General features: G+C 56.6%; 17 protein-coding genes. 16 read left to right on the top strand and 1 reads right to left on the bottom strand.

The window, feature by feature from the left end:
* Positions 1-43 precede the first annotated feature (43 nt).
* From mtnA to rpsA, 7 genes are all read left to right on the top strand, one after another.
* Positions 44-1,120 carry an S-methyl-5-thioribose-1-phosphate isomerase gene (gene mtnA / locus ACPZMI_RS19695; protein WP_186711138.1) on the top strand — a complete coding sequence of 359 codons (1,077 nt, stop codon included), beginning with the start codon at positions 44-46 and terminating at the stop codon, positions 1,118-1,120.
* Positions 1,121-1,378: 258 nt separating this feature from the next.
* A complete protein-coding gene (gyrA, locus tag ACPZMI_RS19700; protein ID WP_426352877.1) occupies positions 1,379-4,141 on the top strand; it encodes a DNA gyrase subunit A in 2,763 nt (920 codons plus the stop codon).
* A 201-nt stretch (positions 4,142-4,342) separates the two neighbouring features.
* Complete coding sequence (gene serC / locus ACPZMI_RS19705) at positions 4,343-5,428, top strand: 3-phosphoserine/phosphohydroxythreonine transaminase (RefSeq protein WP_186666643.1); 1,086 nt, start codon at positions 4,343-4,345, stop codon at positions 5,426-5,428.
* Positions 5,428-6,522: a prephenate dehydratase gene (gene pheA, locus ACPZMI_RS19710; RefSeq protein WP_054893877.1), complete on the top strand. Its 1,095-nt coding sequence runs from the start codon at positions 5,428-5,430 to the stop codon at positions 6,520-6,522. Before serC ends, pheA begins: the two co-directional genes overlap by 1 nt.
* Positions 6,523-6,695: 173 nt before the next feature.
* Positions 6,696-8,933: a bifunctional prephenate dehydrogenase/3-phosphoshikimate 1-carboxyvinyltransferase gene (locus ACPZMI_RS19715; RefSeq protein ID WP_186719037.1), complete on the top strand. Its 2,238-nt coding sequence runs from the start codon at positions 6,696-6,698 to the stop codon at positions 8,931-8,933.
* Positions 8,930-9,616, top strand: a complete 687-nt coding sequence (gene cmk / locus ACPZMI_RS19720; RefSeq protein ID WP_054893879.1) for a (d)CMP kinase — start codon at positions 8,930-8,932, stop codon at positions 9,614-9,616. The genes ACPZMI_RS19715 and cmk overlap by 4 nt, the downstream gene beginning before the upstream one ends.
* Positions 9,617-9,740: 124 nt before the next feature.
* A complete protein-coding gene (gene rpsA / locus ACPZMI_RS19725; RefSeq protein WP_054893880.1) occupies positions 9,741-11,420 on the top strand; it encodes a 30S ribosomal protein S1 in 1,680 nt (559 codons plus the stop codon).
* Positions 11,421-11,476: 56 nt separating this feature from the next.
* Here rpsA and ACPZMI_RS19730 read toward each other — a convergent pair whose 3' ends face one another.
* Positions 11,477-12,682 carry an ISL3 family transposase gene (locus ACPZMI_RS19730; RefSeq protein WP_426352878.1) on the bottom strand — a complete coding sequence of 402 codons (1,206 nt, stop codon included), beginning with the start codon at positions 12,680-12,682 and terminating at the stop codon, positions 11,477-11,479.
* 292 nt (positions 12,683-12,974) lie between these two features.
* On the opposite strand from ACPZMI_RS19730, the gene ihfB reads away from it, so the two are divergent.
* The 9 genes from ihfB (at position 12,975) to wecB (ending at position 24,063) form a co-directional block, all read left to right on the top strand.
* Positions 12,975-13,289, top strand: coding sequence for an integration host factor subunit beta (gene ihfB / locus ACPZMI_RS19735; protein ID WP_426352879.1), 315 nt, complete (start codon positions 12,975-12,977; stop codon positions 13,287-13,289).
* Positions 13,290-14,048: 759 nt separating this feature from the next.
* Positions 14,049-15,089 (top strand): Wzz/FepE/Etk N-terminal domain-containing protein, encoded by a 1,041-nt coding sequence (locus tag ACPZMI_RS19740; RefSeq protein WP_426352880.1) that lies wholly within the window; start codon positions 14,049-14,051, stop codon positions 15,087-15,089.
* A gap of 308 nt (positions 15,090-15,397) precedes the next feature.
* Positions 15,398-16,723 carry a chain-length determining protein gene (locus ACPZMI_RS19745; RefSeq protein ID WP_426352881.1) on the top strand — a complete coding sequence of 442 codons (1,326 nt, stop codon included), beginning with the start codon at positions 15,398-15,400 and terminating at the stop codon, positions 16,721-16,723.
* A gap of 149 nt (positions 16,724-16,872) precedes the next feature.
* Entirely contained in the window at positions 16,873-18,342 is a 1,470-nt protein-coding gene (locus ACPZMI_RS19750) for a flippase (protein WP_426352882.1), read from the top strand.
* The gene (locus ACPZMI_RS19755; protein ID WP_426352883.1) at positions 18,342-19,544 is read left to right on the top strand and encodes an EpsG family protein; all 1,203 of its coding nucleotides are present in this window, start codon (positions 18,342-18,344) and stop codon (positions 19,542-19,544) included. Before ACPZMI_RS19750 ends, ACPZMI_RS19755 begins: the two co-directional genes overlap by 1 nt.
* Positions 19,541-20,752, top strand: coding sequence for a glycosyltransferase family 4 protein (locus ACPZMI_RS19760; protein WP_426352884.1), 1,212 nt, complete (start codon positions 19,541-19,543; stop codon positions 20,750-20,752). The genes ACPZMI_RS19755 and ACPZMI_RS19760 overlap by 4 nt, the downstream gene beginning before the upstream one ends.
* Positions 20,749-21,786, top strand: a complete 1,038-nt coding sequence (locus ACPZMI_RS19765; protein WP_426352885.1) for a polysaccharide biosynthesis protein — start codon at positions 20,749-20,751, stop codon at positions 21,784-21,786. The genes ACPZMI_RS19760 and ACPZMI_RS19765 overlap by 4 nt, the downstream gene beginning before the upstream one ends.
* Before the next feature lie 3 nt (positions 21,787-21,789).
* Positions 21,790-22,908 (top strand): UDP-2-acetamido-2,6-beta-L-arabino-hexul-4-ose reductase, encoded by a 1,119-nt coding sequence (wbjC, locus tag ACPZMI_RS19770; RefSeq protein WP_426352886.1) that lies wholly within the window; start codon positions 21,790-21,792, stop codon positions 22,906-22,908.
* Between the two features lie 24 nt (positions 22,909-22,932).
* Positions 22,933-24,063: a non-hydrolyzing UDP-N-acetylglucosamine 2-epimerase gene (gene wecB, locus ACPZMI_RS19775; RefSeq protein WP_426352887.1), complete on the top strand. Its 1,131-nt coding sequence runs from the start codon at positions 22,933-22,935 to the stop codon at positions 24,061-24,063.
* The last annotated feature ends 8 nt before the right edge of the window (positions 24,064-24,071 follow it).

The following is a 24,071-nucleotide window of genomic DNA, read 5'->3' on the forward strand; positions in this document are numbered from 1 at the left end:
CTATAATCGTCCGCTTTTGATCAGTGAATTGCGGGGAGAGGCGATGCGCGAGCGACTTTTGGCGGCGGAGAAGGTGACCAGCATCCAGTGGCGTGATGGCACCCTGCATCTGCTCGACCAGCGTCTGCTGCCGACCCGCGAGCACTGGCTGGCCTGCGCCGATGTGGCCTCTGTGGTTCAGGCGATCCGCGGCATGGCGGTGCGCGGTGCGGCAGCCATCGGCATCAGTGCTGCCTATGGGCTGGTGCTTGCGTTGCGTCAACGCCTGGCCGAGGACGATGACTGGGAGCAGGCGCTGGAAGAGGACTTCCTCGAGCTGGCCGAGGCGCGCCCGACAGCTGCCAACCTGTTCTGGGCGCTCAATCGCATGCGCGAGCGCCTGCAGCGGCTGCGCCCCGACGAGGATGTGCTCGCAGTCATGGAAGCCGAAGCCGTGGCGATCCACGACAGCGATCGCGAAGCCAACCTGACCATGGCGCAAAACGGTATCGAGCAGATCCGTCGTCACCAGGGCAGCGAGCAGACCTTGCTGACCTACGGCAATGCTGGTGCCTTGGCCAGCGGTGGTTTCGGGACGGCGTTGGGGGTGATCCATGCCGCTTATCTGGAAGGGATGGTCGAGCGCATCTATGCCGCCGAAACCCGTCCCTGGTTGCACGGATCGCGCCTGACGGCCTGGGAGCTGTCCCATGAGGGGATACCGGTCACGCTGTGTGCGGACTCGGCGCTGGCGCACCTGATGAAGACCAAAGGCATCACCTGGGTTGTGGTCGGTGCCGACTGCATCGCGGCCAATGGTGACGTGGCGAGCAAGATCGGCACATACCAGTTGGCCGTCTCGGCCATGCACCATGGCGTACGTTTCATGGTGGTGGCATCGAGCACCAGCATTGACCTCAACCTCGCCAGCGGTGATGACATCCCTCTTGAAGAACGTGAGGCGGACGAGCTGCTGGAAGTGGCTGGGAAGCGAGTCGGTGCAGATGTCGAGGTGTTCAATACCGTTTTCGATGTGACTCCTGCGGATCTGATCGACGTGATCGTGACCGAGAAGGGTATTGTCGAGCGACCGGATGCCGCCAAAATCGCCCAGTTGATGTGCCGCAAGCGCTTGCATTGAGTGTTTTCGTGGGGGCGATGGCGGTCTGGACTTTCCGCTTCAGCGGCATCCTGCCCTATCTCCCACCCGCCAACCCTTTGTGATACCATCCGACAGTTTCCAAGGCCGCTCTTTTCCGCGGTCTTCATTGCGCAGATCCTGGGCACAACTCATTGATTTGTCGTATGTCGTCGCACTGTCGAACGCTGCGGCGACGAGCTTCGTTCGTCCACCGATGGATATGGCGAAGTTTCACCAGAAAAAGGAATCAGGCTTCTCATGGGCGAACTGGCCAAAGAAATCCTCCCGGTCAATATCGAAGACGAACTGAGACAGTCCTACCTCGACTACGCGATGAGCGTGATTGTCGGGCGAGCGCTGCCCGATGCGCGTGACGGCTTGAAGCCCGTGCATCGCCGCGTCCTGTACGCGATGAGCGAACTGGGCAACGACTGGAACAAGCCGTACAAGAAGTCCGCCCGTGTGGTCGGTGACGTCATCGGTAAATACCACCCGCACGGCGACACTGCCGTGTACGACACCATCGTGCGCATGGCGCAGCCGTTCTCGCTGCGCTACCTGCTGGTCGACGGTCAGGGCAACTTCGGTTCGGTGGACGGCGACAACGCTGCGGCCATGCGATACACCGAAGTGCGCATGACCAAGCTTGCTCACGAGCTGCTGGCCGACCTGCACAAGGAAACGGTCGACTGGGTGCCCAACTACGACGGCACCGAGCAGATCCCGGCGGTCATGCCGACCAGGATCCCCAACCTGCTGGTCAACGGTTCCAGCGGCATCGCCGTGGGCATGGCCACCAACATCCCGCCGCACAACCTGGGCGAAGTCATCGATGGTTGCCTGGCGCTGATCGACAACCCCGAGGTCACCGTCGATGAGCTGATGCAGTTCATCCCTGGCCCGGACTTCCCGACCGCCGGCATCATCAACGGCCGCCAGGGCATCATCGAGGCCTACCGCACCGGCCGCGGCCGCATCTATATGCGCGCCCGCTCCGAGGTCGAGGACATCGACAAGGTGGGTGGTCGTCAGCAGATCGTCGTGACCGAGCTGCCGTATCAGCTGAACAAGGCGCGTCTGATCGAGAAGATCGCCGAGCTGGTCAAAGAGAAGAAGATCGAAGGCATCACCGAGCTGCGTGACGAGTCCGACAAGGACGGCATGCGCATCGTCATCGAGCTGCGTCGCGGCGAGGTGCCTGAAGTGGTGCTCAACAACCTCTATCAGCAGACCCAGCTGCAGAGCGTGTTCGGCATCAACGTTGTCGCATTGATCGACGGTCGTCCGCGGTTGCTGAACCTGAAAGACCTGCTCGAGGCCTTCGTTCGTCACCGTCGCGAAGTGGTCACCCGTCGCACCGTGTTCGAGCTGCGCAAGGCGCGTGAGCGTGGGCACATTCTTGAAGGCCAGGCTGTTGCGCTGTCCAACATCGATCCGGTCATTGCCCTGATCAAGGCCTCGCCAACGCCGTCGGAAGCCAAGGAAGCCCTGGTCGGTACGCCTTGGGAGTCCAGTGCAGTGCAGGTCATGGTCGAGCGCGCTGGCGCCGACTCGTGCCGTCCGGAAGACCTGCCGGAGCAGTATGGCCTGCGTGATGGCAAGTACTGGCTGTCGCCTGAACAGGCCCAGGCCATCCTCGACCTGCGTCTGCACCGCCTGACCGGTCTGGAGCATGAGAAGCTGCTGGCCGAGTACCAGGAGATCCTCGAGCAGATCGGCGAGCTGATCCGCATCCTCAACAGTGCCCAGCGCCTGATGGAAGTGATCCGCGAAGAGCTTGAAGCGATTCGCGCCGAGTACGGCGATGCCCGTCGTACCCAGATCCTCGATGCCCGTCACGACCTCAACTACGGCGACATGATCCCGGAAGAAGAGCGTGTGGTGACCATTTCCCATGGTGGTTATGCCAAGACTCAGCCATTGTCCGCTTACCAGGCCCAGCGCCGCGGCGGCAAGGGCAAGTCGGCGACCGGCGTGAAGGATGAGGACTACATCGAGCACCTGCTGGTTGCCAACAGCCACGCCACGCTGCTGCTGTTCTCCAGCAAGGGCAAGGTTTACTGGCTCAAGACCTACGACATCCCTGAAGCCTCCCGCGCCGCGCGTGGTCGCCCGATGGTCAACCTGCTGCCGCTGGAAGACGGCGAGCGCATCACTGCGATGCTGCAGATCGACCTCGAAGCCCTGCAGCAGAGCGCCGACCTCGACGAAGAAATCGACGAGGCGGATGATGCGGTGCTCGAGGGCGAGGTGATCGAGCCGGAAGAAGTCGACGAAGAAGACGGCGACACTCCGGAGCTGGTTGCCGAGCCAACCGGTGCCTACATCTTCATGGCTACCGCTTCCGGTACCGTCAAGAAGACCCCGTTGGTGCAGTTCGCGCGTCCGCGCTCCAATGGCCTGATCGCGGTCAAGCTGAAGGAAGGTGACACCTTGATCGCCGCAGCCATCACCGATGGCGCGAAGGAAGTCATGATGTTCTCCAGCGCTGGCAAGGTGATTCGCTTCGCCGAGAGCGTGGTTCGCGAGATGGGCCGTACCGCGCGCGGTGTGCGTGGCATGAAGCTGGGCAAGGGGCAGGAAGTGATTTCCATGCTGATCCCCGAGTCGGGCGCGCAGATCCTCACCGCTTCCGAGCGTGGCTTCGGCAAGCGCACCCCGCTGTCCAAGTTCCCGCGTCGTGGTCGTGGCGGGCAGGGTGTGATTGCCATGGGCACAAAAGGGCGCAATGGCTTGCTGATCGGTGCCATCCAGGTTCAGGAAGGCGAGGAGATCATGCTGATTTCCGACCAGGGTACGCTGGTGCGTACACGGGTCGGTGAGGTCTCCAGCCTGAGCCGTAACACCCAGGGCGTTACGCTGATCAAGCTGGCCAGCGACGAGACGCTGGTAGGCCTGGAGCGTATCCAGGAGCCGTCCGAGGGCGAGCTCGACGATATCGTCGAGACGGACGAGGAGGGCGTCGAAGCTGATGCGCCAGATGACGAAGCTGCAGGCGCCGAAGAGGCTCCGCAGGAATAAGCAAGCGTAAACCCGAGCGGGGCGACCAAGGTCGCCCCGTTTGACTGATTAGCGACGGCAACGTCTGGTTTCTGTGGGAGCGGCTTGCCCGCGAAGCAGGCGGTGCGATGTATGGCACCGGCTTCGCCGGTGTTCGCGGCTCCCACAGGATTACCGCTGAACCAGCTGGTTAGATTTTGTTCTATTAGAGCGAGAGTGGATGTGAGCAAACGAGCCTTTAACTTCTGCGCAGGCCCTGCCGCGCTTCCCGACGCTGTCCTGCAGCGTGCCCAGGCCGAAATGCTGGACTGGCGCGGCAAGGGCTTGTCAGTGATGGAGATGAGCCACCGCAGCGATGACTACGTGGCGATCGCCGAAAAGGCCGAGCAAGACCTGCGTGACCTGCTGAGCATTCCCTCGAACTACAAGGTGCTGTTCCTGCAGGGTGGTGCCAGCCAGCAGTTCGCCGAGATCCCGCTGAACCTGCTGCCCGAAGGCGCCACGGCCGACTACATCGAGACCGGCATCTGGTCGAAGAAGGCTATCGAGGAAGGGCGCCGTTTCGGCAATATCAACGTCGCTGCCAGCGCCAAGCCTTACGATTACCTGGCCATTCCTGGCCAGAACGAGTGGAAGCTGACCCCAGGGGCTGCATACGTTCACTACGCCTCCAACGAAACCATCGGCGGCCTGCAGTTCGACTGGGTGCCTGAAACCGGTGATGTTCCGCTGGTGGTCGACATGTCGTCCGACATCCTCTCGCGCCCGATCGACGTGTCGCAGTACGGCCTGATCTACGCCGGTGCGCAAAAGAACATCGGCCCGAGCGGCCTGGTGGTGGTCATTGTGCGCGAAGACCTGCTCGGTCGCGCGCGCAGCACCTGCCCGACCATGCTCGACTACAAGATCTCGGCCGATAATGGTTCGATGTACAACACCCCGGCCACCTACTCCTGGTATCTGTCGGGCCTGGTGTTCGAGTGGCTCAAGGAGCAGGGCGGCGTCGAGGCCATGGAGCAGCGCAACCGTGCGAAGAAAGACCGTCTGTACGGTTTCATCGACGCCAGCGAGTTCTACACCAACCCGATCAGCCACAATGCCCGCTCTTGGATGAACGTGCCGTTCCGTCTCGCCGACGAGCGCCTGGACAAGGCATTCCTCGCCGGTGCCGACGCCCGTGGCCTGCTCAATCTCAAGGGTCATCGTTCGGTCGGTGGCATGCGTGCCTCGATCTACAACGCGCTGGGGCTGGATGCGGTGGAAGCTCTGGTGGCCTACATGGCCGAATTCGAGAAGGAGCACGGCTGATGTCCGAACAGGAACTCAAGGCCCTGCGCGTTCGCATTGACAGCCTAGACGAGAAAATCCTCGAGCTGATCAGCGATCGCGCTCGCTGCGCCGAAGAAGTGGCGCGGGTCAAGACCGCGTCGCTCGCCGAAGGCGAAAAGCCGGTGTTCTACCGCCCCGAGCGTGAGGCCGCGGTGCTCAAGCGCGTCATGGAGCGCAACAAGGGGCCGCTGGGCAACGAAGAGATGGCGCGTCTGTTCCGCGAAATCATGTCGTCGTGCCTGGCCCTGGAAGAGCCGTTGAAGATTGCCTACCTCGGCCCCGAGGGCACCTTCACCCAGGCTGCGGCCATGAAGCATTTCGGTCATGCGGTGATCAGCCGTCCGATGGCGGCCATCGATGAAGTGTTCCGCGAAGTGGCGGCCGGTGCTGTCAACTTCGGCGTGGTGCCGGTGGAAAACTCCACCGAAGGCGCGGTCAGTCACACGCTGGATAGCTTCCTCGAGCACGACATGGTGATCTGTGGTGAGGTCGAGCTGCGCATCCACCACCACCTGTTGGTGGGCGAGAACACCAAGACCGACAGCATCACCCGTATCTACTCGCACGCCCAGTCGCTGGCTCAGTGCCGCAAGTGGCTGGACGCGCACTACCCGAACGTCGAGCGCGTGGCGGTCTCGAGCAATGCCGAGGCGGCCAAGCGGGTCAAGGGCGAGTGGAATTCGGCGGCGATCGCCGGTGACATGGCAGCCAATCTGTATGGTTTGACCCGTCTGGCCGAGAAGATCGAAGACCGTCCGGACAACTCCACGCGGTTCCTGATGATCGGTAACCAGGAAGTGCCGCCGACCGGCGACGACAAGACCTCGATCATCGTTTCGATGAGCAACAAGCCAGGCGCGCTGCATGAGCTGCTGGTGCCATTCCACGATAACGGCATCGACCTGACCCGCATCGAGACCCGCCCGTCGCGCAGCGGCAAGTGGACCTACGTGTTCTTCATCGACTTCGTCGGCCACCACCGCGATCCGCTGATCAAGGCAGTGCTGGAGAAGATCAGCCAGGAGGCCGTGGCGTTGAAGGTGCTGGGGTCTTATCCGAAGGCGGTGCTCTGAACTTATTGTTGCCCGTGAGTGGGAGCGCTTCGCGCTCCATCGCGGGACCAGCCCGCTCCCACAGGTTTCATGCTGCCCGTGAGAGTGGCGTCGGACCTATAGTTCGGGTTCGTCCTGCCCATCTGTAGGCTGTAATTTGGCACATGTTGCTGTTCTGAACAGGGTTCGCACTCGTGGTTAATGCTGTAAACAAACCCGCACCGCTCATCAATCGCCTGGTCGTCGTCGGCCTGGGCCTGATCGGTGGTTCCTTCGCCAAAGGCCTGCGTGAAAGCGGGCTGTGCCGTGAAGTGGTCGGTGTCGACCTGGATGCCCAGTCGCGCAAGCAGGCTGTCGCTCTTGGTGTGGTCGATCGCTGCGAAGAGGATCTGGCCGTTGCCTGTGTCGGGGCTGACGTGATCCAGCTGGCGGTGCCGATCCTGGCCATGGAAAAGGTTCTGGCTCGCCTGGCGTCGCTCGACCTGGGGGCTGCGGTGATCACCGATGTCGGCAGTGCCAAGGGCAATGTGGTGCGTGCTGCGCGGGCCGTGTTCGGCGAGCGTCTGGCGCGTTTCGTGCCTGGTCATCCGATCGCGGGTTCCGAGCAGAGCGGGGTGGAAGCTTCCAATGCCGCGCTGTTCCGTCGTCACAAGGTGATCCTCACGCCGCTCGCCGAGACCGACCCGGCAGCCCTGGCCCTAGTCGATCGCCTGTGGCGCGCGCTGGAGGCCGACGTCGAGCACATGCCGGTCGAGCGTCATGACGAAGTCCTGGCGGCCACCAGCCACCTTCCGCACCTGCTGGCGTTCGGCCTGGTGGATTCGCTGGCCAAACGCAATGAAAACCTCGACATCTTCCGGTACGCTGCGGGAGGGTTCCGCGATTTCACGAGAATCGCCGGCAGCGACCCGATCATGTGGCATGACATCTTCCTCGCTAACCGCGACGCTGTCCTGCGCACGCTGGATACATTTCGCAGCGATCTCGACGCCTTGCGCGACGCGGTCGATGCAGGGGACGGGCACCAGTTGCTGGGTGTATTCACCCGCGCTCGGGTCGCCCGCGAGCATTTCAGTAAAATCCTGGCCCGCCGGGCCTATGTGGACGCTATGAACGCCAACGACCTGATCTTCCTGGCCCAACCTGGTGGCCGCGTGTCCGGACGGATTCGCGTACCGGGCGACAAATCGATTTCCCACCGCTCGATCATGCTCGGCTCGCTGGCCGAGGGCACCACTGAAGTCGAAGGCTTCCTCGAGGGCGAAGATGCCCTGGCGACCTTGCAAGCCTTCCGCGACATGGGTGTGGTCATCGAGGGGCCGCACCACGGCCGCGTCACCATCCATGGTGTCGGCCTGCACGGCCTGAAGCCGCCACCTGGCCCGATCTACCTGGGTAACTCCGGGACCTCGATGCGCCTGCTGTCGGGCCTGCTGGCCGCACAGCCGTTCGATGTGACCATGACCGGTGACGCTTCGCTGTCCAAGCGCCCGATGAACCGCGTGGCCAATCCGTTGCGCGAAATGGGAGCCGTGGTCGAGACCGGCCCCGAGGGGCGTCCTCCGCTGACCATTCGCGGTGGCCAGAAGCTCAAGGCGCTGAACTACACCCTGCCGATGGCCAGTGCCCAGGTTAAGTCCTGCCTGCTGCTGGCCGGCCTGTACGCCGAAGGCACTACCACCGTCACCGAGCCGGCGCCGACCCGCGATCACACCGAGCGCATGCTGCGTGGCTTCGGTTACAGCGTGCAGAGCAATGGCCCTGTCGCTTCGCTGCAGTCCGGCGGCAAGCTGACCGCTACTCGGATCGAAGTGCCGGCCGATATCTCGTCCTCGGCCTTCTTCCTGGTCGCAGCGTCCATCGCCGAAGGTTCGGAGCTGGTGCTGGAGCACGTCGGCATCAACCCGACCCGCACCGGCGTGATCGACATCCTGCGTCTGATGGGCGGCGACATCACCCTGGAGAACCAGCGTGAAGTCGGCGGCGAGCCTGTTGCCGACCTGCGCGTGCGTGGGGCGAAGCTCAAGGGTATCGAGATTCCGGAAGACCTGGTGCCGCTGGCCATCGACGAATTCCCGGTGCTGTTCGTCGCGGCCGCCTGCGCCGAGGGGCGCACCGTGCTGCGTGGTGCCGAGGAGCTGCGGGTCAAGGAGTCGGACCGTATCCAGGTCATGGCCGATGGCCTGATCGCCCTGGGTGTCAAGTGCGAGCCGACCCCGGACGGCATCATCATCGATGGCGGCCAGATCGGCGGCGGTGAGGTCCATGGTCACGGTGATCACCGTATCTCCATGGCGTTCAGCATTGCCTCGCTGCGTGCCAGTGCGCCGATCCGCATTCACGACTGCGCCAACGTCGCCACCTCCTTCCCCAACTTCCTGGCGCTTTGCGCCGAAGTCGGCATTCGCGTGGCGCAAGAGGGCAAGTCGTGAATTCGCAGGCGCCGGTCATCACCATCGACGGGCCAAGCGGCTCGGGCAAGGGCACGGTCGCTGGCCTGCTGGCACGCGAGCTTGGCTGGCGGCTGCTGGATTCCGGAGCGCTGTATCGCCTGCTGGCGTTCAACGCCTCGAACCATGGTGTCGACCTGACCAACGAAGAGTTGCTCAAGGCGCTTGCCGCTCATCTGGACGTGCAGTTCATCGCTGCCGAGCCGGGCAAGCTGCAGCAGATCATTCTCGAGGGCGAGGATGTCAGCAATGTCATCCGTACCGAAACGGTAGGGGCGGGTGCCTCGATGGTCGCTTCTCTGCCAGCGGTGCGCGAGGCACTGCTGCAGCGTCAGCGTGCCTTCCGTGAGGCGCCGGGGCTGATCGCCGACGGTCGCGACATGGGGACCGTGGTGTTTCCCGATGCGCCACTGAAGGTGTTTCTCACCGCCAGTGCCGAGGAACGCGCCCGCCGCCGTTACCTGCAGTTGAAGGGCAAAGGCGAAGATGTTAGTCTGTCGAGTCTGCTAGATGAGATTCGTGCGCGCGATGAGCGCGACACCCAGCGCGCAGTGGCCCCGCTCAAGCCGGCGGCCGATGCAATCCAGCTGGACTCTACCGAGTTGTCCATCGAGCAGGTGCTGCAACGGATCAGAAGCGAGCTCGCATTGCGCGACCTGCTCTGATCGCCAGGAAAGCAGGCAGGGGCACCAGTCAACGTCCTGCCCGCTTTCCTTTACTTAAACGAAACCCACATTGTCTGGAATGTGGCGATGGGCGTCTGTCTCGCCCGAATTTACAGGAATTAAAATGAGCGAAAGCTTTGCAGAACTCTTTGAAGAAAGCCTGAAAACCCTCAATCTTCAGCCGGGCGCAATCATCACCGGTATCGTTGTCGACATCGACGGCGACTGGGTTACCGTTCACGCTGGTCTGAAGTCCGAGGGCGTCATCCCGCTCGAGCAGTTCTACAACGAAGCTGGCGAGCTGACCATCAAGGTCGGTGACGAAGTTCACGTTGCGCTGGACGCGGTCGAAGACGGCTTTGGCGAAACCAAGCTGTCCCGTGAAAAAGCCAAGCGCGCCGAGTGCTGGATTGTTCTGGAAGCTGCTTTCGCTGCCGAAGAAGTGGTCAAGGGCGTTATCAACGGTAAGGTTAAGGGCGGCTTCACTGTCGACGTTAACGGCATCCGTGCGTTCCTGCCGGGCTCCCTGGTTGATGTCCGCCCAGTGCGCGACACCACCCACCTGGAAGGCAAAGAGCTGGAATTCAAGGTCATCAAGCTGGACCAGAAGCGCAACAACGTTGTCGTTTCCCGTCGCAGCGTGCTGGAAGCCGAGAACAGCGCCGAGCGCGAAGCCCTGCTGGAAACCCTGCAGGAAGGCCAACAGGTCAAAGGTATCGTCAAGAACCTCACCGACTACGGCGCCTTCGTGGACCTGGGCGGCATCGACGGCCTGCTGCACATCACCGACATGGCCTGGAAGCGCATCAAGCACCCGTCGGAAATCGTCAACGTTGGTGACGAAGTCGACGTTCGCGTTCTGAAGTTCGACCGTGAGCGCAACCGCGTTTCGCTGGGTCTGAAGCAGATGGGCGAAGATCCGTGGGTTGCTATCACTTCCCGCTACCCAGAAGGTACTCGTGTTACCGCTCGCGTCACCAACCTGACCGACTACGGCTGCTTCGCCGAGCTGGAAGAGGGTGTCGAAGGCCTGGTACACGTTTCCGAAATGGACTGGACCAACAAGAACATTCACCCGTCGAAAGTCGTTCAGGTTGGCGACGAAGTGGAAGTCATGGTTCTGGACATCGACGAAGAGCGTCGTCGTATCTCCCTGGGTATCAAGCAGTGCAAATCCAACCCATGGGAAGACTTCTCCGGCCAGTTCAACAAGGGTGACAAGATCACCGGTACCATCAAGTCGATCACCGACTTCGGTATCTTCATCGGCCTGGACGGCGGCATCGACGGTCTGGTTCACCTGTCCGACATTTCCTGGAACGAAACCGGCGAAGAAGCCGTGCGTCGTTTCAAGAAGGGCGACGAGCTGGAAACCGTCATCCTGTCGGTTGACCCAGAGCGCGAGCGCATCTCCCTGGGCATCAAGCAGCTGGAAGACGATCCGTTCTCCAACTTCGTTGCTGTCAACGACAAGGGTGCAATCGTCAAGGGCATCGTGAAGGAAGTTGACGCCAAGGGCGCCATCGTCACTCTGGCCGACGACATCGAAGCTACTCTGAAAGCTTCCGAAATCAGCCGTGACCGCGTTGAAGACGCGCGTAACGTCCTGAAGGAAGGCGAAGAGATCGAAGCCAAGATCATCAGCGTTGACCGCAAGTCCCGCGTCATCAGCCTGTCCATCAAGTCGAAGGACGACGCTGAAGAGCGCGAAGCAATCCAGAGCCTGAAAAACACCGCTCCGGAAGCTGCTGCCGACACCACCATGGCTGCGCTGCTGCGCGAAGCAATGGCCAAGCAGAACTGAGTTCTGTTTGATCGGTAAAAAAGGGCGACCCTCGGGTCGCCCTTTTTTATGGTTCCTCACGGATTGCCGGGAAAGTCATTCTTGATCTTCATGAAAAAGAATTCGCTGTCCCGGTAGCCGTAGGCCATCCGTTTGATGACCTTGATCCGGTTGTTAATCCCTTCCAACTGCCCGGTGTGCATGGGCCATCTCACCCTGCTTAGGATGCCGCGCCAGTAGCCCTTCAGGCGTTTAGCAAACTGCTTCAGCTCCGGTATGGCGCTTTCATCAGCCAAGCGAAGCCACTGCTTCCAGGCTGACCGCCAGCCCCAGGCGGTGGTGGGCGACCAGAGCACTTTGAGTTCGGCCTTCATCAGATAAACCGTCATCAACGACTGGTTGGCGGCCAGCAGATCCTGCAGACGCACTTGCTGGTCTTCGCGCTTGAGATTCTCAGGGTTACGCAGCAGGAGCCACCGTGCTTGCTTGATGACCTTGCGTGCAGGCTTGTCATGCCGCAGGCGATTGGCCTCATCCACTCGCACTCGGTCAATCACCTCTCGACCATATTTGGCGATCACATGAAACAGGTCATAGACCACGCGTGCCTGAGGGCAATGTTGGCGTACCTCCAGGTCAAATGCGGTGTTCATGTCCATTGCCACTGCTTCGATCCGCGCACAGCCCTCCGGCCCCAGCTCTTCAAAAAAGGGTCTGACAGCAACTCGACTACGGCCTTCGCCAATCCATAGCACCCGGCGGGTATCGGCATCCAGCACCACGCTGGCGTAGCGATGCCCTTTGAACAGGGCGAACTCATCCATCACCAAGCGCCTGGGCTGCGCCTTCGGCAGCTTCTCTAATGCAGCTTGTAGCGCGCGTCGCTCCAGCAAGCGCACGCTGTCCCAATGCAATCCAAACAGCTCGGCAACGTGCAGGGTGGGCAGTCTTTGGCAAGACTTGATCACCGCTTCGGCCAAGCGCTTGGTCATGCGCGAATAGCGGTCAAGCCAACAGACTGACTCCATTCGCTTGCCGCATGTACTGCAACCGACGCGCCGCAGTTCCACATTCAACCGCACCGCGCGGCCAAGGATGGGCAGGTCACGGATTGAGCGCTGGCAGTATTCGTGGATGCTGGTGCTGGGCTGATTGCAGCCGCTGCAGGTGGGAAATCTGGTGGACTGTGGGATCACGTCGATCAGCAGGTCGTCGCCGTCAGATCGGATCGCAGTGACAGAAAAGCCCTCCCAAAAGGGCAGAAACGTATTAATATCGTGCACAAGAACGCCGGTTTGTGGATGTGTTTGTTCGCGCTAACATCATCCCTCAAACCGGCGTTTTTGTTTCTGTCTTTCCCAGGATTCCGTGAAGAACCTTTTTTATGCCTTTGATTTCTCTCCCTTCCCCACAGCCATGCCGCTGCGGCGTTCCTGCCGGTGTGGCCTAGGGTTAGTGTCATGTGCAGATCTTGAATTTTTTTATCAAGTCAAGATGCACCCTGTTCAAATCCCTCCAAGCGTGCTACAAACTGGTTAAGCAATGATCTAGCTGCTTGATAACGAAGGGAAAAATATGACGAAGTCGGAGCTGATCGAACGTATTGTCACCCATCAGGGGTTGCTCTCATCCAAGGATGTAGAGTTGGCCATCAAGACCATGCTTGAACAGATGTCCCAATGCCTGGCGACCGGAGATCGCATCGAGATCCGTGGCTTTGGCAGTTTTTCCCTGCATTATCGTGCGCCTCGGGTTGGGCGTAATCCCAAGACTGGGCAGTCGGTGAGTCTTGAAGGGAAGTATGTGCCGCATTTCAAGCCGGGGAAGGAGCTGCGGGATCGGGTCAATGAGGACGAGGCAGCGGTAGGCTCCATCGTAGGGGAGGGTTGATCCTTGGTTTTATTTAAACGAGTGGCATTGCTGGTGGCTGTATTGCTGGTGGCTTTATCTGCGCTTGTGTTCGTGTTGGAAAACCAACAGCCTGTATCTTTGCGCATGCTCGGTTGGAAATCACCTTCTGTGCCCCTAGCGTTGCCAGTATTGTTAGGCTTGCTTGCCGGGTTGAGCATTTCGCCTCTAATGATTGCGCTCTTGCGTGCGAAAGGTATGATTATTAGATCCTAGGCTTTGGGCCAAAAGCCTTGATGTTGCTCCATGACGCGTTGAAAGCAACCTCGAAATACTCATGTGCTTGAGTATATCTCGATCCCTCGGCTCTTTTCTCCTTGGCCGGCCCGCGCTCAAGGTTTGTTTGGCGCGGTGTAGGTGACGCGCTCTCGCGGCCTTGACTGATTTCCGTGTCTATTGCAGGAAAAGCGTACGGAAGATTCTGTTGATTGATGCTTATAATTTGCAGTAGACGGGTCGAATCTGGCAGTTTTGTGGCTTTGTGCTATTACTTGGTTTATAGCCTACCCTTCTGAGTCCATGCTTTTCGTACAGCGTTCTGATGATTTATATATGCCATCATCTGCGGAGGGTGGCATCGGCGGTATTGGCTAGATTTTTTCTCTTTGCTGAAGGTGTGGAACTTTCATCATAAGAGTGCGTCTATTGGTATTGTTTGAACGTGATCTAGGCTTGGATGGGTCAGAGAGGTGTGATAGGGAAATCTTAAAATACACTTGTTTCAGAGGTTAATAAAATAATATGAGCGCTTCACGTGAGCGGCAGGATATGGCGGGGGGAATCGACTTTTTGGAGATTCTTGGTGCGATCTCAGAGGGGAGGTTGCTGGTTCTAAAGTTTGCTGTCTTGGGTCTGGTTTTCGGTGCTATCTATCTTTTTTTTGCGCCACAACGCTATGAGGCGCACTTATTCGTAATTCCGCCCACTCAGAATGATATCGCACAATTTAACTACGGTCGTGGTGGTTCTGCTGAGCTTCCTTTAGTTACGGTTAAAGAGGTTTATATCAGTTATGTGCGAAACTTAATGTCTGAGTCGTTGCGACGACAGTTTTTCAAGGATGTCTATTTGCCTTCGTTGCCGGAGGATCAGAAGAAGGGGTTGCGTAGTGACCTTTATCGGCAGCTGAACGCTTCGGTGGATGTGGTGAGGGGTGGCAGGGATCAATCGGATCGCTATTTGATTACTGCCAAGAGCGAAGATCCGGAGGTCGCTGCGCAATGGGTCACGGCGTATGCAAAGCTCGCTGGTGAAAGGGCCAAACACGAGCTGCTGAGTAATGTGCTCAGTGACGCCAGCATCAAGGCTGATAATCTTCAGAAACAAATCACGGGGGAGCAGGAGGGGGCTCGTCGAGAGCGAGAGGATCGCATTGCCCGCCTGAAGGAAGCGCTGAGGATTGCTCGCTCCGTCGGATTGGTGAAACCTCCCATCATATCCGCAGAGTTAACTGCTCAAATGAGCGGCGCGCTCACTTACATGCGTGGAAGCAATGCGCTTGAAGCGGAGATCTCAAGCCTCGAGGCTCGAGCATCTGATGATCCTTTCATCGACGACCTGCGTAAGATGGAGATTGAGGTAGGATTTTACCGTACATTGAAAATCGATCCCTCAACCGTTGAAGTGTATCAGCAGGATGGGGATCTTGCTTTGCCAGATCGACCAGCTGGGCCGAGATCTGTCATCGTTCTGGCGATCGCTTTATTGCTCGGCGCGGGAGTGGGTGTGGGGGTGGCCATCTGCCGCCAAGCCTGGATTAAGCGTAGGGTCTTGCATCAGTAGGTTGGGACGAGAAGTGTTGAGGTGGCATCGGCGTAGTAACCTGATGCACGAAACGGGCCGGTGGGTGTGCAGTGAGGGGCTCGAGGGTACTCTCAGTGCACTATCGTCGACAATCAAGATTTTTCCCTAGGCGCTTGGTGGGGTTTGGAGAATTATTGGATACGCTCTCTGGAAAGTGGCAGAATGGCATCCTTGGTCGTCTGGCGACAGGGAGTGACAGATGGTGCGCGTTCGGCATTATGTTGACGACATGGTTTGCTTTTCTGCGGTAGGCGAGGTTCTCTCACTTTCTCGGACAGGCTGCGGTTGTGACCAGCGTATTGCGCATTCCTTCGTTGCAAAATTCAAGCCCAATTGAACTTTATACCGCTATGCGGGCACTGTTGAAAGGCAAGTACAAGATCGCAGCGGCAGCTGTGATCGCAGCCGTCGCTGCCGCTGGCTTCACTCAACTAATGACGCCGGTCTACGAGGTGAGCGCTACTCTGCGCCCTGCTGCCCTCAAAGAACTCGACTCCTACAACCGTGCTGACCTAAATTCTCTGACTCCAGACCAAGCGCTGCGGCGGGTGGGGCGAGCGTTGGAGTCTTACGACGTCCGTCGTGGGTATTTTTTCTCAACGCCAGAGCTGCAAGCGCTTTTTTCAAGGGTTGGCCAAACCCCTGATCAGGCGTTTCAGGAGTTTAGCAATAACGCTCTATCGATTGTCCAACCGGATCAACGAAAAAACGATCAGCTGAATAATTTCATTGGCGTGCGCATGGTGTATTCAGGTAGTGCTAACGGGGCGCAGATACTGAATGGTTTTGTTGCTTATGCTATGGCTGCCGAACGCGCGGATCTCCAGACGGATTTGTCAGTGCTGATCGAGAACAGGAAGAATGACCTCGACGAGCGATTCGCCGCTGCCCGTGAAGCATATCAGCTCGGCAAAAGCAGCGAGATTGCTAGTCTTCTGGAGCAGGACAGTCTTACGCGCGCTCAGTTGCAAGATGAGCTGAAGGCATTGCGTGTGCAGTTGAAGAGTGCGCGGGAGAGCCGTATTGCCTCGTTGGACGAAGCGATTGTCATAGCCAGCCGCTTGGGCTTGAAGAAACCGTCTACGCCTGCCGCAACCGGCCTGGAAAACATACATTCGGTCGGTTCAGTCCAGACGATTGTCAGTAATCAACAGATGCCGCTCTACTTCCTCGGCAGTGATGCGCTGGAGGCAGAGCGTGCAGTATTGCTCAAGCGCGCGTCGGATGACTTCGCTGATCCTCGTGTGGCTGCGATTCATCGAGAGCTGCAATTGCTCACTGTAAACCGTCGCGTTCAGCTTCTGGAGAAACGGAAAAATGATGATCTCTTCATTAAAGATGTCGACGCCATTCGCTCGGAGAAGGCGCGTTTATTGAGTGTCAATAAAAATCTGGACTTGGTTTCCCTGGCCTCTGTCGACCGCGCCGCTGTTGAGCCCGTAGGGCCCATCAAGCCGAAGAAAATCATGATCATTGCTGCGGGCTTCTTGTTCGGTGGCTTCGTAGCGGCCTTGGTGATATTGATTGGCCACTTCTCTGCTGCGGGGCGTAAGGTAGAAGATATTTCTCAAGGTCCGATGTCTACTGTTGGTTCAAAGGACAGCGCTTCTTGAGAGGGCTCACTGTAAAAAGATATGAGCGCGGTGTTGTTGAGGTCAGTTGCCTGCGGACGCCCGCGTTGGGCTGATGGCTGGACCCTCCAGTTCATCGTGATCGGTTAGCATATCGAGGCGTAATCAGTGAGTGGTGTAACAGGATCAGTATGACGTCGAATATTCAGGTCATAAAAGGAACGCTTCTAAATCTAGGTGGGCTCGGGCTCCCGATGATTGTTGCGTTCTTTTCGATACCCTATCTGATCCAGTTGCTTGGGGCAGAGAAGTTTGGTCTGCTGGCGCTGATCTGGGCGGTCGTCAGCTATGCTGGCATTTTTGATCTGGGACTTGGGCGTGCGTTGACACAGCAGGTTGCCATGCATGATGCCCGAGGCGAGCAATCCAAGCTAGGTGGGGTTATTGGTACGGCATATCTTCTGATGCTTGCTGTCAGCCTCGTGCTTGGACTTTTAATGTTCCTTTTTTCGGATGCCATCGTTGGTCTTTTCAAGGGGGTCACGGATGTCACTGAAACCGAAATGGCATTTCATGTTATGGCGGTTTCGGTACCGTTCATTATCATGGCATCGGGATTTCGTGGAGTCCTTGAAGCGCGCCAAGAGTTTGCCAAGGTCAACTGCGTTCGCCTGCCTTTGGGGGTCTATACCTTTGTCGGACCAGTTGTTGCTGCTTACCTGGTGGGGCCGCGGCTAGACGTGATCGCTGCTGTACTGGTTCTGGGGCGGTTGATGATGTGTGCCGCCTATCTGTGGTTCGTGATCAAGGATGTCGGTGCAGAGGAACATCGGGCATTGCGTTGGGAGAAAGAGCACGTGGGGCTCTTGTGTACTTCTGGAGGATGGCTGTCCATTGCAAGCGTAGTAGGTCCCGTTATGGGATATGCAGATCGATTCGTTCTGGGAACGATTATCTCTGCATCAGCGGTCGCATATTATGTAACCCCCAACGAACTGGTAACCAAGCTCTGGATTCTTCCAGGTGCCTTGACCGCGGTGCTGTTTCCGCTGTTTTCAAGCCGTACACCAGATGGTAAAGATGCTGGCGCTATTCATTTGTTTGACTTTTCCAGTGCGCTGATTTACTTAGTTATCGCCCCTTTTTCTCTGATTTTAGCGGTATTTCCGTTTGAGCTACTGCAGTTTTGGGTGGGTACAGAGTTTGCTCAGGAAGGGCAGCAGATCCTGGTCGTGTTCGCTTTTGCAATCTTGGTCAATTGTATGGCGCATGTACCGTTGACCTTGCTTCAGGGGGCGGGAAGTGCGCGAGCAGTGGCGTTACTACAGGTGCTAGAAATACCGCTGTTCCTACTTCTTCTGTGGCAACTCACGTTAGATTTCGGTGTGGTTGGGGCCGCGTATGCTTGGGTCTTGAGGGCATTGTTTGATACTTCGCTGATGCTCTATCTGGCCTGTCTAAAGTTACAGGTTAGTTTTGCCCGGCGTGCAGGATTTGCTTTTGCGGGTGTATTCGCACTGTTGGTGTGTCAGTATATTATCAGGGACTGGGCGGGTGGGGTGCGGCTGCTGGTAGTGGGTGTTGCATGCGCCGTATTTGCATCCCTTATCATCGGTTTGGCGGTAAAGTCCGGCATGTTTACAACGAAGACTGAATCCTGATGGAACTGGCGAGCCGCTTTTTTGATGTATATAGTCTTGTATTCTTGGCTATGTGGTCGGGAGTGCTATTTATCTGGGTCGTCGGTGCTGAGAATACTCAATGTGAGAGGTTCACATACAAAGCACTTGCATTGATATTAATCGTATTTTCCGCGACTCGCTACGAAACGGGATATGACTGGCCTGCTTACAAAGAGTTTTATCTGTTTGGTGATGTGCTGGAGGGCAAGTATGAGTTTGAACTGGGTTTCAGGGCTTTAGCGAATGTTTTCCGGGAAATAGGGAGCGGATTTCCTTTTTTCCAGGGTGTTGTGAGCGCATTGCAAGTGTTTTTCACGGCTTTGTTCATCCGAAAGTTTTTTGGAGGACTGTCTCTTTTTGCGTTGGCGGTTTATTACACAATCCCTGATTTATACTTAATCAACTCTTTTTCACTCATGCGGCAGGGTTTGGCTCTGTCATTGTTTTTGTGTGGTGCAATTTATTATCTGAATCGTCGAGTGTTCTTGGCAGTAATTTTTTTTGTGGCCGCTTTAATGTTTCATGCGTCGAGTGCTTTCGCTATAGTTGCGTTTTTTATCGTTCGCTTTTTTGGGCCAGCCTATGGGGTTGCCGTTGTCAGTGTTTGGGGGCTTGCGCTGTGTTATATGCTGGGCATTAGTGTGCCAAGTGTGGTTGTCAGTGCTTTGGTCAAATTGCCCTATTTCGAAAAGTATGCAATTTATGGTGATCTTGATACTCCAAGTGCCAGTGTGGCGTATAAGTTACTATTTGTTGCATTGTTTCTCTCGCTATTCATTGTTGCTTGTTACCGTCGGCGTTTTTTGGTGCGAGCAGGCCTTTACGATTCTCACGAGAAAATGAAGTTTGGTCTCGCATATTTAGCAGTTTGTATAAGTTTCTTTTTCTGGGCTTACCCTACTTTCTTGTCTAGATTTCAAGCTTTTTTTGTGTTTTTCCTTTTGGCGTGGGTGCTTCAAGCATTCGATTTTAAGAGGGTTATTAATAGGTTTTTATTGTGCATCGTCGTGCTGGGTCTCAGTGGCGCGCTTTATGCTAAATTTGTCATGACAAATATATCGATGGTGTATTTCCCCTATCAGAGCATATTTACAGAAAACATCGAATCGCTCAGTACGGGGGGGGAGAGGACGGATGAGCTGTATGAAGAGTTACGTTGGCTTTGGCGGGGTGTTGAATGAATAAGGTTCTATTGTTGACCACCAAGTATCCTTGTGGTGCTGGTGAGGGTTGGTTAACCAACGAGCTGGCGGAATGCTTTTCTCGTGAAGGTAAAAGCGTCTCTGTCCTTGCTTTGAGTTGGGAGTATGAAGATGGCCATAGCGATGTTGTTGAGCTCAATGGCGTCAAAGTCTATCGCAGTCGCCTGTGGAAGTTTTTCTATAGAAAAAACTTTATTTGTGCGATGCTGAAGATCTTCTTGTTTTCGTTGGTTGTGCGTTTTCGTTATAAGCGGAAGATTTTCGATGCTGACCTGATTCTTGCGACTACGCCTTGTATTGTGATTTGGGGGTTGTTGGATTTTTTCATGACACGACCCAGGGCGAAGAAATACCTGATTCTCTGGGACTTCTTTCCTTACTATATGCGTGACCTGTGGGGTTCTGGCAGGGCTAGGTTGTTCAGTTTTTTTGTTAAATGGGAAAACCGACTGTACAACAAGTTTGACGCTATTGGCTGTATGACCAAGGGAAGTATAGAGTTCCTTGAGAAAAACTACTCCGTTGATTGCCGCCGGGTGAGGCAGCTCCCGCTCTGGACCAAGCAGTTGCCTCTGGTCGAGGTGGGCGCTGCGGAGCAGAAAGTCCTACGCGCCAAGTATGGGATTGACGAGCATGCTTTTGTGGCCGTATACGGCGGTGCGATGTCAGTGGTGCAGGGCTTGGACAATATTCTCGACCTTGCTGCCAGCATGAAGGGACGAACCGAATACCAATTTGTGTTCATCGGCCGCGGCCCCGAGCTACCGCGGTTGCGCGCTCGCGCCGTTGATGAAGAAATGAGCAATGTTCGATTTATCAATTATGTTCCACGCGATGAGTATGAGAAAATCATCGCGGTATGCGATGTTGGTATCGTGTCCCTGGCGGGCGAGCACGCTGTGCCAAGCTTCCCATCGAAATCGATCGATTATCTCAAAGTGGGGCTGCCTGTGCTGGCTTCAATTGATCGGTATACTGAGTTCGGCGCAATTCTGGTCAACGAAATGAAAGCAGGTCGGTGGGTTGAGGCGGGTGATCCTGTCTCGCTGGGACAAGTGCTTGAAGAAATGCGTCAAGATAGCGTATTTTTGTCCGACTGCGCGTCAAATGGTCGTCGCTACTATGAGAATGAAATGAAAGTAGAGTTGGCGACTCAAAATATTATTGCAGCATGCGAGGAAGTATGAATTTTAAAGGAAAAACCCTCCTGATCACTGGTGGTACTGGTTCGTTTGGTAATGCCGTGCTCAAAGGCTTCCTCGATACTGATATTGGTGAAATCCGTATCTTCAGTCGAGATGAGAAGAAGCAGGATGATATGCGTAAGCGATACGCCAGTGAAAAACTGAAGTTTTATATTGGCGACGTGCGCGATTATCAGAGTATCTTGGTTGCGACCCGCGGCGTCGATTATATTTTCCATGCAGCTGCTCTCAAGCAAGTTCCGTCTTGCGAGTTCCACCCGTTGGAGGCTGTTAAAACTAATGTGCTCGGTACAGAAAATGTGCTTGAGGCAGCTATACAGAACGAAGTCAAGCGTGTCGTTTGCTTGAGTACTGACAAAGCGGTGTATCCGATCAATGCCATGGGTATCTCGAAGGCAATGATGGAAAAGGTGATGGTTGCCAAGTCGCGCAATGTCGATGAATCAAAGACGGTCATCTGTGGCACCCGATATGGTAATGTCATGGCTTCCCGCGGTTCAGTAATTCCTCTGTTCATCGAGCAGATTCGCAACGACAAGCCGCTGACCCTGACCGATCCGAACATGACCCGGTTCATGATGACATTGGCTGACGCAGTTGATCTTGTGCTTTATGCGTTCGAGCATGGTAACAATGGTGATCTGTTCGTTCAGAAGGCGCCGGCGGCGACAGTGGAGGTTTTGGCTCAGGCACTCACCGCACTGGTTGGTAAACCCGAGCATCCGATCCAGGTTATTGGCACCCGCCACGGAGAGAAACTTTACGAAGCGTTGCTTAGCCGTGAAGAAATGGCCTGTGCTGAAGATATGGGGGACTATTTCCGTGTTCCGCCCGACTTGCGTGATCTTAATTACGCGAAGTTTGTTGAGGAGGGCGAGACCAAGATTTCCCGTACTGAAGATTATAACTCGCATAATACCGAGCGTCTTAATATTGAAGGTATGCAGAAGCTTCTGTTGAAGCTCGACTTCATGCGTGCGATCCAGCGTGGTGACCACGCAGCGCCAGAGGAATGATCCATGCGTGTTTTGATTACTGGGGCGAATGGCTTTGTCGGTCAGAACCTGCTGGTGCATCTGGCTGAACGCAGTGATGTCGAAGTGGATCGCTTCACTCGAGCCGATGCGCCTGAGTCGCTCAAAGGCAAGGTAGCGAACGCTGACTTCGTGTTCCACCTGGCCGGCGTCAATCGACCACAGGACCCTGCTGAGTTCAATACCGGGAATGCGGACCTTACCCGTCTTCTGTGTGATGCGATCATCGCCAGTGGGCGCAAGGTTCCGGTTCTTTACACTTCCTCGACCCAGGCTGAACTCGATAACGCCTACGGCAAGAGCAAGCGTGATGCCGAGGATGCGCTCAGGTCGCTTGCCAACGACGAGGGCGTGCCTGTCCAGATCTTCCGCTTGCCTAACGTGTTCGGTAAGTGGGCGCGTCCGAATTATAATTCGGCCGTCGCCACGTTCTGCCATAACATCGTCCGTGATTTGCCGATCACCATCAACGACCCAGAGGCCAGGATCAACTTGGTTTACGTCGACGATGTGGTGCATCGCTTCATCGAAGTGATGGATGCAAAGGGCAGCGGTGCTGTTTTCGGAGATGTCCAGCCCCAGTATCAAATCACGGTTGGCAAGTTGGCGGAACAGTTGCGGGCTTTCCGCGACAGTCGTCAGACCATGGTCACCGAGCCGGTAGGTACGGGGCTGGTGCGTGCACTGTACTCGACCTATCTGAGTTATGTTCCTGCCGAAAAGTTTAGCTACGAGGTTCCCAAGTATGGCGATCCTCGGGGTGTCTTCGTGGAAATGCTCAAAACCAAGGATTCAGGACAGTTCTCCTACTTCACGGCGCATCCAGGAATCACGCGTGGCGGGCATTATCACCACTCTAAGACGGAAAAGTTCCTAGTCATCAAAGGGCATGCCTGCTTCCGCTTCCGTCATGTGATATCGGGCTCGTTTTACGAGCTTTTCACCACTGGCGAAAAGCCTGAGATCGTCGAAACCGTTCCCGGATGGACCCATGACATTACCAATGTCGGCGACGAAGAAATGATCGTCATGCTGTGGGCCAACGAGATCTTTGATCGGGAGCTTCCTGACACTTACGCGCGCCCTGTGGGTACACAAGCCTGAATTCTTGTTTAGGGTATAAAGAATATGAAAAAGCTGAAAATAGTCACTGTCGTTGGTACGCGTCCGGAAATCATCCGCTTGGCTCGCGTCATGTCAGCGCTGGATCGCCACTGCGATCACGTGCTTGTTCACACAGGGCAGAACTACGATTATGAATTGAACGAGATCTTTTTCAATGATCTCGGTATTCGTAAGCCGGATCACTTTCTCAATGCGGCTGGTGCAACAGGTGCCGAGACGATCGGTAACGTGATCATCGCGGTCGATCGTGTATTGGCCGAAGTCCAGCCTGAAGCGCTGCTGGTGCTGGGGGATACCAACAGTTGCATGGCGGTATTGCCAGCCAAGCGCCGTAAGATCCCGACATTCCACATGGAAGCGGGTAATCGGTGTTTCGACATGCGTGTGCCTGAAGAGATCAACCGCCGGATTGTCGATCATACTGCCGACATCAACCTGACTTACAGCACCATTGCCCGCGACTATCTGTTGCAGGAAGGCCTGCCTGCGGACCGCGTGATCAAGACCGGCAGCCCGATGTTCGAGGTCATCAATCACTATCTTCCGGCGATCGAAAAGTCGGATGTGCTTGATCGCCTGGGTCTGGCGTTCGGGAAGTTCTTCGTGGTCAGCGCGCACCGCGAAGAGAACATTGACTCTGAAAAGAACTTCATGAAGCTGGTTGCGGTGCTCAACACCGTTGCCGAGCAATACGACTTGCCGGTGATCGTGTCGACTCACCCACGCACCCAAAAACGCGTTGATGCGCTGGGTGTCAAGTTCCACGCCAACGTACGTCTGCTCAAGCCACTGGGCTTCACCGACTACAACAAGCTGCAACTGACCGCCAAGGCTGTGCTTTCGGACAGCGGCACGATCAATGAAGAGTCGTCGATCCTCAACTTCCCGGCACTCAACATCCGTGAAGCGCACGAGCGCCCGGAGGGCATGGAAGAAGCGGCCGCTATGATGGTCGGCTTGGAAGTCGAGCGAGTGCTGCAGGCACTGGCGATCCTGGAGGAACAATCCCGTGGTGCCGATCGCAGCCTGCGCCTGGTTGCCGATTACAGTATGCCGAACGTCTCGGACAAGGTCGTGCGCATCGTCCACAGCTACACGGATTATGTGAATCGCACAGTCTGGAAAAGATACTGATTCGTGGC

The sequence above is a fragment of the Pseudomonas wayambapalatensis genome, assembly GCF_049942315.1.
GTDB classification, from domain to species: Bacteria; Pseudomonadota; Gammaproteobacteria; order Pseudomonadales; family Pseudomonadaceae; genus Aquipseudomonas; species Aquipseudomonas wayambapalatensis.